The 16,872-nt window shown below is 40.4% G+C and carries 14 protein-coding genes and 1 riboswitch; of the genes, 9 read left to right on the top strand and 5 right to left on the bottom strand.

Annotation, left to right across the window (positions count from 1 at the left end; genetic code table 11):
- The first annotated feature begins 45 nt into the window (after positions 1 to 45).
- Positions 46 to 675 carry a hypothetical protein gene (locus tag ACR65F_RS06930; protein ID WP_440503784.1) on the top strand — a complete coding sequence of 210 codons (630 nt, stop codon included), beginning with the start codon at positions 46 to 48 and terminating at the stop codon, positions 673 to 675.
- A 321-nt stretch (positions 676 to 996) separates the two neighbouring features.
- Here ACR65F_RS06930 and ACR65F_RS06925 read toward each other — a convergent pair whose 3' ends face one another.
- A complete protein-coding gene (locus ACR65F_RS06925; RefSeq protein ID WP_440503783.1) occupies positions 997 to 2,283 on the bottom strand; it encodes a DUF4179 domain-containing protein in 1,287 nt (428 codons plus the stop codon).
- Positions 2,276 to 2,821 (bottom strand): sigma-70 family RNA polymerase sigma factor, encoded by a 546-nt coding sequence (locus tag ACR65F_RS06920; protein ID WP_440503782.1) that lies wholly within the window; start codon positions 2,819 to 2,821, stop codon positions 2,276 to 2,278. Before ACR65F_RS06920 ends, ACR65F_RS06925 begins: the two co-directional genes overlap by 8 nt.
- 178 nt (positions 2,822 to 2,999) lie before the next feature.
- Positions 3,000 to 3,099, top strand: a riboswitch (purine riboswitch).
- Positions 3,100 to 3,152: 53 nt separating this feature from the next.
- Between ACR65F_RS06920 and ACR65F_RS06915 the strand changes: the two genes are divergently transcribed.
- Positions 3,153 to 4,349, top strand: a complete 1,197-nt coding sequence (locus ACR65F_RS06915) for an MFS transporter (RefSeq protein WP_440503781.1) — start codon at positions 3,153 to 3,155, stop codon at positions 4,347 to 4,349.
- 65 nt (positions 4,350 to 4,414) lie between these two features.
- Here the strand turns inward: ACR65F_RS06915 and nadX are convergent, their stop codons facing one another.
- Positions 4,415 to 5,197, bottom strand: a complete 783-nt coding sequence (nadX, locus tag ACR65F_RS06910) for an aspartate dehydrogenase (RefSeq protein ID WP_440503780.1) — start codon at positions 5,195 to 5,197, stop codon at positions 4,415 to 4,417.
- A 152-nt stretch (positions 5,198 to 5,349) separates the two neighbouring features.
- On the opposite strand from nadX, the gene ACR65F_RS06905 reads away from it, so the two are divergent.
- The 4 genes from ACR65F_RS06905 to ACR65F_RS06890 all read left to right on the top strand — a co-directional run bounded on the left by ACR65F_RS06905 (position 5,350) and on the right by ACR65F_RS06890 (position 9,984).
- Complete coding sequence (locus tag ACR65F_RS06905) at positions 5,350 to 5,997, top strand: GntR family transcriptional regulator (RefSeq protein ID WP_125101162.1); 648 nt, start codon at positions 5,350 to 5,352, stop codon at positions 5,995 to 5,997.
- A gap of 162 nt (positions 5,998 to 6,159) precedes the next feature.
- Entirely contained in the window at positions 6,160 to 7,278 is a 1,119-nt protein-coding gene (locus ACR65F_RS06900) for a M20 metallopeptidase family protein (RefSeq protein ID WP_440503778.1), read from the top strand.
- A 33-nt stretch (positions 7,279 to 7,311) separates the two neighbouring features.
- Positions 7,312 to 8,724: a YfcC family protein gene (locus ACR65F_RS06895; RefSeq protein WP_125101160.1), complete on the top strand. Its 1,413-nt coding sequence runs from the start codon at positions 7,312 to 7,314 to the stop codon at positions 8,722 to 8,724.
- A gap of 39 nt (positions 8,725 to 8,763) precedes the next feature.
- Entirely contained in the window at positions 8,764 to 9,984 is a 1,221-nt protein-coding gene (locus tag ACR65F_RS06890; protein ID WP_440503776.1) for a M20 metallopeptidase family protein, read from the top strand.
- Between the two features lie 84 nt (positions 9,985 to 10,068).
- Here ACR65F_RS06890 and ACR65F_RS06885 read toward each other — a convergent pair whose 3' ends face one another.
- The gene (locus ACR65F_RS06885) at positions 10,069 to 10,653 is read right to left on the bottom strand and encodes a TetR/AcrR family transcriptional regulator (RefSeq protein ID WP_125101158.1); all 585 of its coding nucleotides are present in this window, start codon (positions 10,651 to 10,653) and stop codon (positions 10,069 to 10,071) included.
- Positions 10,654 to 10,749: 96 nt separating this feature from the next.
- Between ACR65F_RS06885 and ACR65F_RS06880 the strand changes: the two genes are divergently transcribed.
- From ACR65F_RS06880 to ACR65F_RS06870, 3 genes are all read left to right on the top strand, one after another.
- A complete protein-coding gene (locus tag ACR65F_RS06880; protein ID WP_440503775.1) occupies positions 10,750 to 11,298 on the top strand; it encodes a hypothetical protein in 549 nt (182 codons plus the stop codon).
- A 121-nt stretch (positions 11,299 to 11,419) separates the two neighbouring features.
- Positions 11,420 to 11,683, top strand: coding sequence for a hypothetical protein (locus tag ACR65F_RS06875; protein WP_440503774.1), 264 nt, complete (start codon positions 11,420 to 11,422; stop codon positions 11,681 to 11,683).
- A gap of 863 nt (positions 11,684 to 12,546) precedes the next feature.
- The gene (locus ACR65F_RS06870) at positions 12,547 to 15,051 is read left to right on the top strand and encodes a winged helix-turn-helix domain-containing protein (protein ID WP_440503773.1); all 2,505 of its coding nucleotides are present in this window, start codon (positions 12,547 to 12,549) and stop codon (positions 15,049 to 15,051) included.
- Positions 15,052 to 15,168: 117 nt separating this feature from the next.
- On the opposite strand, the gene ACR65F_RS06865 is transcribed toward ACR65F_RS06870, so the two are convergent.
- Positions 15,169 to 16,809, bottom strand: a complete 1,641-nt coding sequence (locus tag ACR65F_RS06865; protein WP_440503772.1) for an S-layer homology domain-containing protein — start codon at positions 16,807 to 16,809, stop codon at positions 15,169 to 15,171.
- Positions 16,810 to 16,872 lie beyond the last annotated feature (63 nt).

Raw genomic sequence — 16,872 nt, 5'->3', positions numbered from 1 at the left:
ATTGGAAATGATAGACTATTAAATAGAGCGATTGGAGGAGAAGACATGTATACAAGTCAAACGATGTCCATTCACCGGGCATTAGCTGAACTCAAAACATTGAACGATCGAATAGCTAAATCGATCCAGGAGGCAGACTTCATCGCAACGGATCGAAAATCTGCACATAAAATCAATGGTCTTTCCATTGAAGATTATGAGAAAACAATTCAAGCAGGTTTTGACAAATCCATGTCTCTTATTGAACGACGCAATCAGATTAAAGAAGCTGTAGTCCAATCCAATGCCGTGACACAAGTAACGGTAGCTGAGGAAACGATGACTGTCGCGAAAGCAATTGAGCGCAAAACATCTATACAGCATGAAGAAAGTTTACTTGCTGCGATGGTATCTGCACGCAGGAAAGCAATTAACCGTCTAACTATGGAAAATGACACGTTGACGCAGCGTTTGGAATCTTACTTGACCGAGATCCTAGGCAAGAAAGAAAACGCAAAAAAGGAAGAAGTTGAACTGCATACGAAATCCTTCATGGAGCGTAACGAGTTTGTTCTTTTTGACCCCTTGAATCTCAACAAACGCATTGACGAATTGGAAGAAAGCATCTCTAATTTTAAAACGGAAGTAGATGCAGTCCTTTCTGAATCGAATGCCGTGACACAAATTTCAATTTAAGCTTCTTGGATTGCATGGGTAATTGAAAACGACATCCACAAGACCCTTCTTTTCCGCGTTTTCTTTGGGACAATAAGTAAAACCGGCCAATCTACTTTAATTACTTTAAACGTATAGTAGTGAAAGCGAACTAAAAGCTTAACGCTCAGCGCTCAAAGCTTTAAAACTTACACGTTAAAGTTCTTACCGTTTAAATCTTAACCGTTAACAGTTAAGTCTCTTTCAAATCTTGGGGATTCAGTTACGGGATTCTTGTGTTGGCCCTTCGTTATCTGCCAAGCTGATTATGCCGTGCAATCCAGAAAAAACCGTTGAGGGAATTTAATTTCCCTCAACGGTTTTCTTATTGCCTATAAGTTGAATGTGTTTTCCATAACTCTTAGCATAGTGTATGCCTTCAATCGAAAGTGTATCCGGCAGTTCATCGCTATTAAAGAGCAAGACTCGCTCATTGTACGTTTCTCCATTTTCACCATCTAGCAGATCCGCCCGTAGTGTGGTGTGAAGAGGTGTGGATTTCCCTTTTGACTGGATGGAGACACCTTCTAATAGGACATCTTGTTCAGTCGCAATCGATACTTGAATACCTTCCTTTGTTTTTTCGATTTTACGAATGATCAGTTCCTTACCATGGATCTCTTCAGATTGTTCATCGTCTCCGGATAATTCAATCGCTTCGTTTAGTGATTGATAACCTACAAATTTGTCTACAACTAACTCTAATGTGTCGATTTCCGTTGGTAACTGGTCATAGTAAATTTCAATATCTGACCCAAAAATTGCTGATTTGGAGCTAGATCCGGTCAATTCAACCGGTTTTCCATTCGCAAGCAATTGAACTCCTCCTCCCCCTAACTGAATACGGTCAAAATTATCCACATTCACTTTTGCTTTTATCGTGGTGCGGCTAGGTGTCGCTGTGATTGAGTCAAACCGGATTGTCCCTTGGTCAACATGGACTTTTTTACGAATTGACTGCTTCAGTTCAGTTTGCATTGCTAGCTTAGGATTATAAGGGAAAGTAATTTCTTCCTGCTCAGTTCCTTCGTTGTATCTATACTCTAACGTTAGTTCTTTAGCAAACGGACTCACTGCTTCGAATGCTTGAATACCCTTAATTTCTGTTCCATCCTCATTCTCAGAAGATGTACCATAAGTCGCAAACGCTTTTGTCCATGAACCGCGAATCATGTCAAAATAAGATTCTTCCACGACCCCTTTTGGATTTTTCACTGTGTAATAGAGAATAGATTGGTTTTCATCTGTCAGTAACCCATCCAAGTACAGTTCAGTTCCATCAGAGAGAATTACCTTTTTCTCAATCGACTGCCCACTTCCTTCTTCATTCAATTGAGCTAGCGTTTCCGTCATTAATTCATCATAACCAAGCAATCTCTTACCATAGTAAGCAAATGCATTGTAGTTATAGCTTACAAAGGAAAGGAACATTATGGCTGCGGCGACAGCTATCCATTTGGGAGCTTTGTTTTTACGTTGCGAAGGTGTTTGTTCTAATGCTAGCCTTAAACGTTCGTTTAATTCCTCAGGAGCTTTATTATTCTTTAAACGCTCATTTTCTTTTTCTAAATACTTTTCCAACTCATTCATTCCATTCACCTCCGAATTGCTCACGCATTTTCTTAAGTCCTTGAAAAATACGGGATTTCACGGTTCCGATTGACACGTTCGTCATGTCGGCAATTGTTTGAAGGTCCAAATCATGTAAATACTTTAACTCAATCGCTTCGTGCTGGTTCGCATTTAGCGTACTCAACATGTCATTCAAGTCCATCCGTTGTTCGGTCTGTGTAAAAGAGTTAGTCGCATCAGCAGTAATGATAGGTTTTTCTAATTTTTCATCCGTGTTCTCCATAGGAACGACCTTGTTTTTCTGCTGCAATAGCTTTTTACATCGATTCACAAGAATCGTTTTGCTCCAACTATAAAATGCGTCTTCTCTTTTCAGTTGAGGAATTGAATGGTACAGGCTCACAATCATATCTTCCATAGCATCCATCGCGTCATGAGAATTGCCCATATACGTTAATGCCAATCGATAGTAAGCATCTTGCTGCTCGCTAATTAGTTGCAGCAGTGCTTCTTTATTTCCTTTTTTCGCTTTCTTGACCAACTTGACAATCCTCATTCGCTCACCTCTCCCTTATAAGAGTTTCCAGACAGGTAAAAAGTTCATTTTATATTTATGTATTTGCACTTTAGATTGAAATTACTTTGCTCACATGCTAATCGCTAACTTTTTAGGTTGTCAGACGTCTTACCCTTGCCACCGTCCAATTTTCATGATAAATTTATGAGAAGGAAAAATTTCATACTAAAAATCAATCTGTATAACCTCGATAATATGGTTCGAGGGTCTCTACCAGGATCCGTTAAGTCCTGACTACAAAAGAATTTTTGTAGTCGGGACTTTTTTTTATATTCAAATTCGATAAAGAATAATAGCAGGAGGAGATTAGTTGGACATTCGTGTATTTTTATTAGCCATTTCGGCAATTACAGTAGGCTTAGTCGAATTGGTTGTAGGCGGTATTTTGCCAGTAGTCGCTGAAGACTTGCAAGTTTCGATCGCAACGGCTGGGCAACTCATTACAATATTTGCATTGGTCTTTGCAATCGCTGGACCTGTGTTGCTGTCACTAACAGCTAAAATAGAACGAAAGAAGTTATATTTACTAGCATTATCGGTATTTTTCTTAGGAAACGTATTCACATATTTCAGCACAACCTTTGCTATGATGATGGCCGCTAGGATTCTGACCGCAGCAAGTGCAGCGTTAGTCATCGTCCTCTCCTTAACCATTACCGCCCGCATTTCAAAACCAAATGTGCGTGCGAAAGCATTAGGCTATATCTATATGGGAATTAGTTCTTCACTTGTACTCGGTGTACCTATTGGAATCGTCATTACGAATGCATTCGGCTGGCGCACAGTTTTCCTTGGAATCGCAATCCTAACAATCGGAAGCATTCTATTGATCAGTAAGTTTTTCGATGAAATCCCTACAGGTAACGTACAGCCACTACGTGAACAACTAAAAGCATTAGCGAACAAAAAAATCGTCTTCGCACATTTAGCAACGATGTTTATGCTCGCAGGACATTATTCAGTATACGCCTATTTCACACCGTTTCTTGAAACGACGATGAACCTTAGCTCTTCATCAATTAGTGTGTTTTACTTCTTATTCGGACTCGCAGCCGTTGCAGGTGGCGCTTTCGGTGGAGGACTTGCTTCACGCATTGGCTCTCAAAAGAGTATTTTAATTATATTAGGAACGTTTTCACTTAGTTTGTTCGTGCTTCCCTACTCCACGTTTTCTATGCCAGTTTTCATCATCGTTATGATGATTTGGGGAGCACTCAGCTGGGCTCTCGCACCAGCACAGCAAGATTACATCATTCAAACAGACCCAGTGTCATCGGATATCCACCAGAGCTTTAACAATTCCGCGCTTCAAGTCGGGATTGCTCTCGGTTCAGGTGTTGGGGGTATTGCATTCAGTCACACAGGAAGCGTGACCAGCATGCCTGCTGTCGGTGGCTTCATCGTCATTATTGCGTTTGTTTGTGCAGCAATTTCACTATCGATGGCTGTCCAGAAGAAAAAATCGCACAGCAAAACGACTTCACAGGTCTCTGAAAGAACACATTAAGCCATAGAAAAGTAACTGTCCTCAAGAAAATGGACAGTTACTTTTTTAATATTCATTAAGACTACTCAGTTTCCGATTCTTATCGACTGATGTTTGTTTTTCAATACGTCTAAAATGCTCAGAGCAGCAAGGTGGCTTGTCTTTGGATTATTTGGCATAGGATTGTTTTCGATTTGCAACTTCATATTCCCAAAATCACCATCTGCCTCTATTATATGGGTATTCCGCTTGACTGCAGGATCTACTACGACTTGTACTCTCGTTTTATCAATACCAATTCCTGCGAGGGCTAGCACCAAAGCCACGTTCATGTTCCTAGGAAACTTTAGACTCGCTTCCTTTGCAGAGCCTTCGAAAAGCAACTCTTCTTTATGATCCTCTTGTAGACCAAGTGAAGAAGGAGATTTCCTAGTAGTGATTTGCACATGTTTTAATCCGTTAATTGCATTCGCAGATTTCAGCAAATCCAACCCACCAATCGCACCCGAAGGAAGTGCCACATGCACCCCTTTCGATTCCGCGAGTTCTTTCAGTTCATCGATCAACTGGATATCGTTAAACACGCCAATACTACTCACAATCATATTTTTCTTGCTCGCCACAACGGCTTTCATATAGCTGTTCGCGGCTTCTATCGTTGCGGCTTCCACTACCATAGTAATAGGTGTATCTAGAAAGTCTTGAAACTCTGTATGGAAATCGATTCCATAGCGCAACGCAAGGTCCTCTCCTACTTCTCGATTGCGACCGAATAGCGCTATGACCTCACCGTTCAACCAGTTTTCGTCATTGATTTTCCCCAATAGATAAGTCGCGATATTGCCTGTCCCTATGATTCCTATTTTCATGCAATTCCTCCTGTTCGTCTAGTTCTTCCTGTAAAATTAGATACTCTCATCATACCTACTTTCACCAGTAATCCCAATACTTTTCATTTCTAAATTGAATTTCTTAAAATAACCTATATAATAGAGGTCAAAAAGATATTGAGGTTTTTAATATGAAAAACTATTTGTCGTTAACAGATCATGTCTATAACTATATCGTCGAGCAAATCAATAACGGAACGCTCACAGCTAGTAAAAAAGTGAATGAGAACGCTATTTGTGATGCGTTGAAAGTAAGTCGAACGCCCGTACGCGAAGCATTGATTCAACTATCGTCAGAAGGATTATTAGAAAATATCCCTCGAAAAGGATTCATCATCAAGAGCTTGACTACAGAGGAGGCCAAAGAAACATATTTGATCATAGGAGCATTAGATGGGCTAGCTGCTTCCTTGGCAACACATTTGCTGACCGACAAGCACCTGAAAGAAATGGAGTTCTATATTGAAAGCATTGATTTGGCTATCAATACAGGAAATTTCTCCATGTATCACAAAATGCAGGAATCGTTTCATAATGTCTATTTATCCGTTTGTCCGAATAAGAGTCTTGTCACCTTGTTACTACAGTTAGAAAAGAAGTTTTTAAAGACGTTTGATTGGATGGAAGACCCGATATGGACAGCTAGCAAACTAAGGGAAACTAATCATGAACATCGCAAAATGCTTGAATTATTCCGAGAAGGCAAAACGGCTGAACTAGAAAGTTACTTGAAGGAAGTTCATTGGAATGCTGAAAAAGCCGAGCTTATTCCCCTATAACTAAAAATCTATCTGTTCAGAAATTCTGCATCTCTATGCGGAATTTTTTTATTGTAAAAAATAAAATATAATGTACAATATACAATATAATTAATTGACTAACAGTTCAGACTCATAAATTGACTGTTAGGAAGTTGAAAACCGCTAGGAGGTAAACACAGCATGAATAGTCATAATTTTGAATTAGCAAAGCAACTGCGTCATGATTTGCACCAACATCCTGAGCTCTCAAACGAAGAAGTATGGACCAAACAATACTTAATGGACTTTTTGAAAACGCATACAACTCACTTTGAGATTGTAGATAAAGGGACTTGGTTCTACGCAATCTATCGAGCAGGAGTGGATAAACCGTCCATTGCCTTCCGAGCCGATTTTGATGCACTTCCAATGGACGAAGTCATTGATATCCCCTGGGCATCTCAATATCCTGGAAAAGCACATAAGTGCGGACATGATGGGCATTCAGCAACACTAGCAGCTTTTGCGTTGGAGGTTGATCAAAACGGGGCGGACCAAAATATTTTCTGCCTCTTCCAACCTGCTGAGGAAACTGGAGACGGGGCGATTCAATGTGTAGAATTCATCGACGAACACCAGATTGATGAAATTTACGCCTATCACAATATGAGTGGTCTTCCATTCAAAACAGTTGCTGTTAAAGATGGCACGATGTTGTGTGCATCTAAGGGGATGACTATTCAATTAACGGGTTCTCCCGCTCACGCAAGTCAACCTGAAAATGGTAAGAACCCCTCTCTAGCAATCGCAGATATCGTACAAGAGATTCCGAAATTCATTTCACCAGAACTTAATGAGGGACTAGTTCTATGCACGGTTGTCCAAATCGATTTAGGCGAGAAAGCATTTGGAATGTCCGCCTCAAAAGGAACGATTCGCTTAACCATTCGCGCCCTTCATGAAAAAGAGATGGACCGACTCCAAGAAAACCTAGAAAACTTTGCAACAGCACAAGCAAAAGAATATGGTTTGCAAGTTGCATTCGAGTACCAAGATGAGTTCCCTGAAACAGCGAACGCTAAAGAGTGTTCCGATGAAATCCGTCGTAGCGCAAAAGATAATGAGTTGGAAATCATCGAATTAGAAGATGCATTCCGTGGTTCTGAAGACTTCGGTCACTTTACAAAGTTGACAAAAGGAGCCTATTGCTTCGTTGGAAATGGTGAAAATTATCCGAACGTCCATACGAGCGAGTATGATTTTAGAGATGAATTGATCGAAACTGGGGTTACACTTTTTAAAGGAATCGCAAGAATCTAAAGTTGATCGATATGGGGAATTGGGGGAAATTTCATGTCAAAGAAGGATAAGCGCAAAGGGTTTAACTTTCCACACGTATACATCATGTTTTTACTCGTTATGCTGCTAGTAGTGGTTTTGTCATGGATTGTGCCTAGTGGACAATATGAACGCGTGGTCGACCCTGAAACGGGAATTGAGCAACTGAACACAGATGTTTTCAATTATGTGGACCAAGAAAATGCAATTGGATTTATGGACTTCTTTTCGGCTCTCCACAATGGGGTTGTGCAATCTGCAGACATCATTGTCATGTTGCTTTTTGCCAGTGGTGCGCTCTATCTTCTTGAAAAGTCTGGTGCGATTGCAGCTGGGATCCACAAACTCCTGCGAGTTGCTGCTGGAAAAGAAAAACTAATTATCTTTGTTTTACTCACTGTATTCGCGATTATGGGAACAATCGGTTTTGGTGAAGGTGGAATACCTTTCATTCCACTTGCAATGGCTGTTGTCATGGGAATGGGATATGACCGAATCACGGCATTTGCGACATCCACAATGGGACTAGCGATTGGATTCACTGCAGGTGCGGTGAACTTCTATACGACAGGTGTCAGTCAATCGATTGTGGGCTTACCTATCTATTCTGGTCTTACGTTCCGGATTATCTCTCTTGTAATCTTCATTGCTATCACCATAGTGTACATTCTTCGATATGCGAACAAAACGAAGGCAGACCCAACGAAAAGTATTGTCGCAGACGAATATTTAGCACACTTGGAAGATGCAAAAACAGCTACTTATGAAGAAGAACCATTTACATGGCCACGAAAAATTGCGTTACTTGGATTAGTTGCTGTGTTAGTTGGTAGTGCATATGGTGCGATTCAACTCGGTTGGGGCATGCCTCAATTGTCTGCCGTCTATGCAATCTATGCAGTATTCTTAGTCATCATCTTGCGTTTGTCACCGAGTGAAGCAGCAGCTGATTTTGGGATTGGCGCTTCAAGACTTCTGCCAACAGCTCTCGCTATCGGGTTTGCTCGTTCTGTTATGATTTTGATGACGCAAGCTGAAATTATAGATTCAGCCGTACACGCATTGGCTGGCCTTTTAAATAACACTGGATCCGTTGTAACGTTATTCGTATTGTTTTTAGTTGTGATATTCTTCAACTTCTTTGTTGTTTCTGGAAGTGGTAAGGCATTAATTTTGATGCCAATCATGGGGCCTTTAGGAAAGATACTTGGAATTAACCAACAAGTAATGGTTGTTGTCTATCAATTCGGCGATGGGTTCACGAATTACTTGTGGCCAACTTCCGGTGGATTAATGGCCGCACTTGGGATGTCAAATGTAAATTATGCGGATTGGGTGAAGTTCTCGTGGAAGTTATTCATGATTCTCCATTTCATAGCGTTCATTTTAATCGTTATTGCTCAGTATATCGGACTTGGACCAAGCTAACATTGGAATCATTAGTACGTAAACAAAGGAGATGTTTTCATGACTAGTACTGTAGAAAATTCGATGACGTTAGAAGAACAGATAATTCAGGATCGTCGGTATTTGCATCAAAATCCGGAACTTGGGTTTGACTTACCTAATACGCAGCGCTTCATACAACGACGGTTGGACGAAATTGGGATTGACCACAAGCCATGTGGAAAAGTTCCCGATGAAGTCCGGAAAAAGTATGCACGTGCTGGTTTTGCTGAGCAAGAGAATTGTACAGGAGTGATTGCAACGATTGGTTCAGGATCGCCTTGTATTCTACTACGTGCAGATATGGATGCCCTACCTATTGAAGAAGAGGTCGAATCGGAGTTTAAGTCAACAAAACCAGGCCTTATGCATGCTTGTGGACACGATTCCCACGTTGCGATGCTACTTGGTGCTGCTCAGATTTTGAAAGACCAGGAAGCTGAACTTCAAGGGACTGTGAAATTATTTTTCCAGCCTGGTGAAGAATGGGGATACGGTTCGAAGCTAATGATTGACGACGGCGCTCTTGAAAATCCGAAAGTGGATGCAGCATTCGGGATTCACATCATGCCTGACCAGGAAGCTGGCACCCTATCTGTTACGAAGGGTACAATCACTCAAGCAATGGATTCGTATATTGTGGATATTAAAGGATACGGCGGTCATAGTTCTCAGCCACATAAGACGATTGACGCGAATATGATTTTGAACCAGCTGTATACAAGCTTGAATCTGCTCATGACTCGCGAATCGGATCCGAAACAGAATGTGACGTTTTCCGTTGGTTCTATGAGTGGCGGTACTGTAACCAATGTCATACCTGAAAGAGCTATATTAAGTGGAAACATGCGTAGTTTCGACCAAGCCACACGTGATCATTTGTGCGAAAGGATCCCAGAGATGATTGACCACGTCGTGAAAGCATGGCGCGGAGAATATACAATCACAGAATTCCATACACCAACGACGTATAATGACCCTGCATTTATCGATCAAATCAGTGGATCTCTCGAAACCGTAATGGGATCTGAAAACATGGTGGACTTAGGAGCCATCAATGGTTCTGAAGACTTTTCATATATTTCTCAAAGTGTTCCTTCTGCATTTGTCATTTTGGGGACTGGTAAAGAAGGAGAAGCACCCGTTCACAATCCACGAATGATCCAAGACGAAAGCATCTTCAAGTATGGAGCGGAACTGCATGCAAAAGTTGCAATGGATTGGTTGAAAAATCAGAGATAATTAAAAAAGGAACGACAATTGCTCGTACGAGAGCAATTGTCGTTCCTTTTTATATGTTGAATGATTCAAGACTCAACTGGTTACTTAACGACAAATTGAATCGATATGATAGATGATTGTTTTTCGAACACGTTCCGAATCTAGTCGTTCCGGATTTAAGACGGCATGGATGGCGATTCCGTCAATTAGCCCATATAACCGCTCGATTTCCATCTCCATCTGACACGTAGATTTCAGTAGCTGTTGCTCCTGAAGAAATCCGAGCAACCGTTTCGTCATCTCTAAAATCTGATCATCCGGAACATCAATCGTATCACTTCGATGTTTGACGTAGGCGATGAATGCAAACCATACTTCCATCTCGATACGAGTATTCGTATTAACAGGTACAATCTCCAAAATCATTGCAATAACTAACTCTTTCGGAGAGTATGATTGCAATAATACCTTTTCAATTCGTTTTTTCGCTCGTTCTTGAACTAAATCCATCGCATATACTAGCAAGTCATCTTGGGTTTTAAAATAATACCGAAGCGCACCAAGTGAGAGTTTCGCTTCATCCGCAATATTTCGTACTGTTGCTCCTTCCATCCCTTTATCCAAAATGACTCGCCACATAGCTTCTGCAATTGTATTTTTTCGTTCATCATGATTCACAATTTTAGGCATATCTTAGTTTAGCATAGGTTAATAAAACAGTTGTACTAAAAAGAATTCTCCTGTATACTTCTTTTTAATACAACCGTGCTAATTAGGAGGTTCTTCATGAATTTTGTTGCATACATCATCATTGCATGTGAAATCAGCTTCTGGGCCGTCATCGCCCTCGGCCTCACAGTCCGTTATGTGTTCAAACAAAAACGGCTCGGTCTTTTTATTCTTGCACTAATTCCTTTGATAGATGTGATTTTGTTATTGGTCACAGCAATCGACCTCTACCATGGAGCGACAGCCACCGTCGCACACTCCATCGCTCCACTATACATCGGTATTTCACTGGCATTCGGGAAAAGTATGATCCAATGGGCAGACGAACGATTTCAATATTATGTAACGAAACAAGGCCCAAAACCAATTCGAAGAACAGGATATCCACATGCCATCCATTCTATGAAAGGCTCGCTTCGCCATGCCCTCGCCTTCGCCATTGGAGCTCCCATGATCTTGTTTGTAAAATGGTATATCGATGCACCTGAACGAACATATGAGTTCGATAACACGCTACGTCTTTGGGCGATTATTTTAGTTGTTGACCTTCTCATTTCAGTAAGCTATTTCATCTGGCCACGTCCTAAGCGTGCAACTAGTAAATAGTGTCCTTGCTGGATAGAAACCCATATGTTTTTTAGTACAGAAAAACTCAACACATTTTTTTCTCACTCTTCACACAATTGAGAGCGAATAAGATATACTAGCAATAGGAGGTGCATTTACTATGAAGAAATTCATCCTTTCGTTAGTTAGTGGGAGTGCAATAGGAATCATCCTGTCTTTTCTATTCATGGATTATCAAAAAACAGGTTATGAAATTCATGATCAGGCAGGCATTGCCAAAAGAACGGTAAAAGACATGGATTTTGAATTCGTATTCAATGCCTCTCTACTCATACTCGGGTTCACAGTAATTATCTACCTGATTTGGACGTATATCGAAAAGAAAAAAGACGATACATTTTACAATGAATTCAATAAAAAATAAGGAGTGGTCCTAAAAGTCAAAAAAGACTTTACGGGATCACTCCTTTTCTATTTGAATACTTCGTTATACATAGGTTGCAATTGCATCCAACACAACTAATTGCTTGGTACTGAAATGACTGAGGTATTAGTAAAAAAACCTGAGTATGCAGAAATCCATTAAGAATGGTATCTGCACACCCCCTGCTTCTTTATTGATGACCATTGATTCGCAACTGATTTTCTTCATGAATTTCATTTTTCAGATTGCCAATGCTATCTTTTCTTGCTTCATTTTTCTCTTTGATTTCTTCAAATTACTTCCCTTTATTAAACTTCAACGTTTCCTCTGCTACCTCCATATTGTCAATTGTGTTGTTAATCCTTATCTTATTGGCAGCAGGATCATTCTGTTTCGGATATTTTTTAGCCATCTTACATCCTCCTCTCTTTTGAGATTCAACACGCAGCATTCCCAATTCCGAAAGAATTGTTTGTTACACAGCGACTAAAATCAGTAATCTTAATATACTGAATATATTAACTTAACATTAAAAAGTCTAATACAACCTATACGCACTATTTGACGAGGAACTTTAAAGGGTACACTCCGTACACCCTTTGACTATTCAAACCCCAGGAATTGAAGCGACTGATATTAAAGATGCTGTCGTGGAGTAAGTCTAAAGAATCCAAATGAACCAAGTTGAAGTACAGAGGAAGTTTCTAATTTCGTTGCGTAAATAGCATCCAATCTTGTTAATAATTAAACTATCTGTATACTTGAAAGAGGCACATCAAAACACTATTACTCCGCTTCATACACCTACGCGACAACATACAAAATGATATGCCCCTAATTTCCCAGCACATGGAGGTTATCCAATGTCTACTATTCTTTTACCCACTAAAACAGAAATTCCCAGCGGCTTTACCGATAACGTGGAGCGAACGAGATTCTATGATGCATTCAGGAATACCTTATTGAAAAAGGTAACGATTCTTCGGGCACCTGCAGGATATGGGAAGACAACGTTATTGCTTCAATGGCTCAAGAATTCAGGACAACAAGCAGCGTGGTTTTCAATCGATAGTACTGACAATGATCCCACTCGGTTTTGGACTTATGTATTGCATGCAGTTGCAAGAACTTGTCAAACTGATGTGGATCAAGTACTAATCCCCTTATTGAAATCACCTGACGAAACAACATCTGACTTTTTCATCGAGTCATTTATTCACGAAATTAGTTTGTCTGGTATTCCCTTTTCCATTGTCCTGGACGATTATCATTTAATTGAAAACGGCATCATTCATCGTATGATGACAAAGTTTGTAGAACTGTCACCTAGCCATGTTCATGTCTATCTGACATCTCGGACTGACTTGCCCCTGCCAATTGCGCGATGGCGTGTCAATCAGTGGGTTACTGAGTTCAACGAACCCCAGTTACGCTTTACACTGCAAGAAGCTAGGGAGTTTTACGTTATTAAAAATTTGTCAATTCCTAGTCAAAAGACCCTTGAACTTCTTATGGAACAAACTGAAGGATCGATAGCTGGCCTACAACTCGCAAGTTTGGCGATTCCTCATGATCACATAGAACAGCTAAATCAAGATTCACGATCTTTTATTGATGAATTTTTAATTCAGGAAATTCTATCTCCACTTCCATTACTAACACAAGTATTTCTTATACGTACCTCCCTACTCAATGTTCTAGAACCTGAACTTTGTAATCAGCTTACTGAAAGAACTGATAGCTATAAGTTGCTTGAAACATTGGAAAGTATGGGTTTTTTCATCGTTCGCCTTCAATCATCTAATCCGGTCTTCCGGTATCACCATTTATTTGCCGAAGCCTTACAAGCTGAATTTCGAAAACGTTTTACATCTAAACAAGTCATCACAATTGTAGAAGAAACTGCTTCTCTTTTACATGAGAAAGGTGATGTCATCTCTGCAATTGAACTCGCTCTAAAATATGAATGTTATGAGCTTGCGAGCGATTGGATTGTTCAACACCTTGTACACCTTTTCTCATCTGGTCAGACAACCACCTTCATGCGCTGGATGCATCATTTGCGCAGCAACAACTTTAACGTCCCACATGAAATGTTGGTGATGGGTGTCATAACTTCCATGTCGACCGGTGAAATCGCTGTTACTCAATCGCTTATGGTGGAACTCGAAATCCGTGAAAAGACCGAACAATGGATGGAAAGAGAAGAGCATGCCGCCATAGCATCTATTTATGAGTTTGTTCGAGCATTCGTAATTATTTCTACAGGCGGAGATTTGCAAGTTGCAAAAGAAATCATTCAGCGGCAAATGATAAATGGTGCTGTCCCTTCTCGCTGGGATGATGTGCACATGAAATATAATATTTTTGAATACAAACTTTTAAGAACTGCCCTCGGTTCAAAAGGCAAAATGCCTTCTATGGAAGAAGGGGGCGAACTGGCAGAGCTATTTCGGAATACATCCTATCAAACGAGTAGCGTTACAGCATTTATTTACGGAAACTCTGCAGAATCGTTATATGAGCGTAATTTAATTGAGTATGCCAAGCAAGAGTTAGAAGTGGCACTACAACAAGGCCATCAACTCAATGATCCCGGCCTATTCATCCCTATGTATTTATTAAAAACGAAGATTTACTTATCCGAAGGAAAGCTCACTTCAGCACAAGCAATGTTGACACAAGTCAAAAATATGGTCACAGAAAAACATTGGATTACCTGTATTCGTATTATGCAAGCATATTGTTCAATCCTCTCTGGAGATAGTCGAAATGCTGAATTAGAATTAAACGCTACGAAAACTAAACAACCATTTTGGGAGCTTGTGTACACACGGTTCTTACTCATGAAACAACAACCTGAAGAGGCTCTTACGATTCTCATCCAAACGAAAACAAAGGCACTGCAGGATTCTCAAACTGCGACACTTGTAGAAGCAACTATGCTTGAAGCACTTTGTCACAATCGACTGGGTGATCCAGAAACAGCACTCAAAGTTTTACATGAAGCAATCCAGTTTGGCGCACCCTATTACTACATTCGGACATTTTTAGATGAAGCTGAATTGCAACCTCTTCTCAATCGTTATCTAACGCGGCTACAACAAAATGGTCAGAGTGAGCAGTCAATTTCCTCACACTATTTACAGCATCTACAACCAGTCACATCTACAAGTGATTTGAAATATCAAGCACTGACACCAAGGGAACAAGAGGTATTTTCCTTATTAGCAGACGGCATTACGAACCGAGAAATTGCTGAACAGTTGAAGTTAACTGAAGGAACTGTAAGGGTTTATCTCTCATCCATTTATCAAAAACTTGAAGTCACATCGCGGTCCAAAGCCATACTCTTAAAATACAAGTAGTGGCCTCTTCCTATAAAAAGAACTTTTAAGAAACTAGTTGTACGGAAAAAGGGAGCCAATCCATTAAATGATTGGCCCCCTTTTTATTTGCATAGTTTGCTACATGACAGACTATGACTATCGTTTGAGTAACAACGAAAAGTTTACAAGGATTTTCGCTGATTCCCCACGTTTTGTTCCATCTGCAGGTAGGAATTTCCCGTTCGATCCATGCACAATACCGAATTCGTGCAACATCGCAATCGAATTTTGCGCTTCTTTACCGTATCCAGAAATGTCTTTGTATGGTGCTGGTGATTTTGCAACGTATGGCTTCCCATTCACGAGCGTAAATGTTCTATTCAACATTGCTGCGAGTTGTACACGAGTTACCGGATCATTCGGTTTCAACTCTCCGTTGACACCGTATACAATTCCAAATTGAGACGCTGCCGCAACTTCCGATTGAATCTGTTCGGAGAAATGACTAATATCTTTAAATGGTGCTGGCTGTGTAGGTTTTAGACCAAGTGTCCGGACAATAATCGAAGTGGCTTGGACGCGCGTTAACGTCTGCTCTGGTTTGAAGGTACCATCTGAATACCCCGAAACGATACCCGCTTCCACTGCTTTTTCAATATAGGATTTTGCCCAGTGTTTTTGTATATCTTTAAAAAGAATCGGTGCTGGAGTTTCTGTCGTTGTCACCTTTACAGTTGGATTCTCAGTAGATGCAACCTTGTCTTCGTTTACAGCTACCACTTTAAACTGATAATCTGTGTTTGCTTTAAGATTGGGTACATCATATGTGAGAACATCTGCGCCAACTTGACCTATGAGTTCATCATTCATATAAATGCCATAGCCCATGATTTTTTTTGTATCCACCGCAGGCTTCCATATAAGAGTTGCAGCGTCATCCCCTTTAAGTTGCGCAGTTAATGCATCCTTAGGAATCCAAGAATAAGTTGCTTTCAGTTGTTTACCAAACTCATCCGCAACCACTTTGTATCCTGCTTCGCTTAAGTGGATATTCGCGGGATTCGGTAAGTACGTCTTGTAATCCGTAGCAATTTGCTCACTTGTTGAAACGAATTCAGCAGGGGTTCCTTGCATGCCTGCTTGGATTGAGCCATTCAATCCTGCTAACAACTGTGCAAGTTGTGGCTGATAGTCAGCTGCAAGCGCTGGGAATGGATTATAGTAACCCATGACATACACTTGAACGTTCGGGTTAATTTCATAAATGACTTTTAAAATTTTATTATAATTCGTTCCGACTTGTTGAATTGCAGCTGTAAGCTCTGCCATATCGAATTGCGGAACACCTGTAGCAGGATCGATTTTGAAATGCTTTAGCATATCGTTCGCACCGACACTAATTGTAATCAGGTTCGCATCTTGAATAGCTTGATGCAATTCCACCGTCTTACCTTCTTGCCCAATTCCTACAACTGGTTTTGTCACGTTGTCTTTCAAGTCTTTTAATACTTCTGGAGCTGTATAGCCTGGGTAAGCAAATCCTTTATTCGAAGTTGATAACATCTTCATTTCTTGTAAGGATTCAGCTAAAAAATCGGGGTATCCTTTACCAGGTAACCCATCAGAACTAATACCAAATGCCAACGAATCCCCTAACGCCAAATAGTTAACTGGCTGCACCCATGTAGGCTCATTCGCATCTGTTTCCGCTGCGCGGGACTGCAACGGCAATGCGACCAATTGAAAAATTAATGCAAGTACAAAAACAAAACGAAATTTCTTCATAGATTGAATCATCAACAAACCTCCTAGTATAATTGGTTCCTATACGTACCAAAATCGTACACTTACAATTATATG

Source organism: Sporosarcina sp. SAFN-010 (assembly GCF_059415065.1).
Note: the sequence above shows the minus strand (reverse complement) of the source record. Positions and strands in the feature narration are given on the sequence as shown.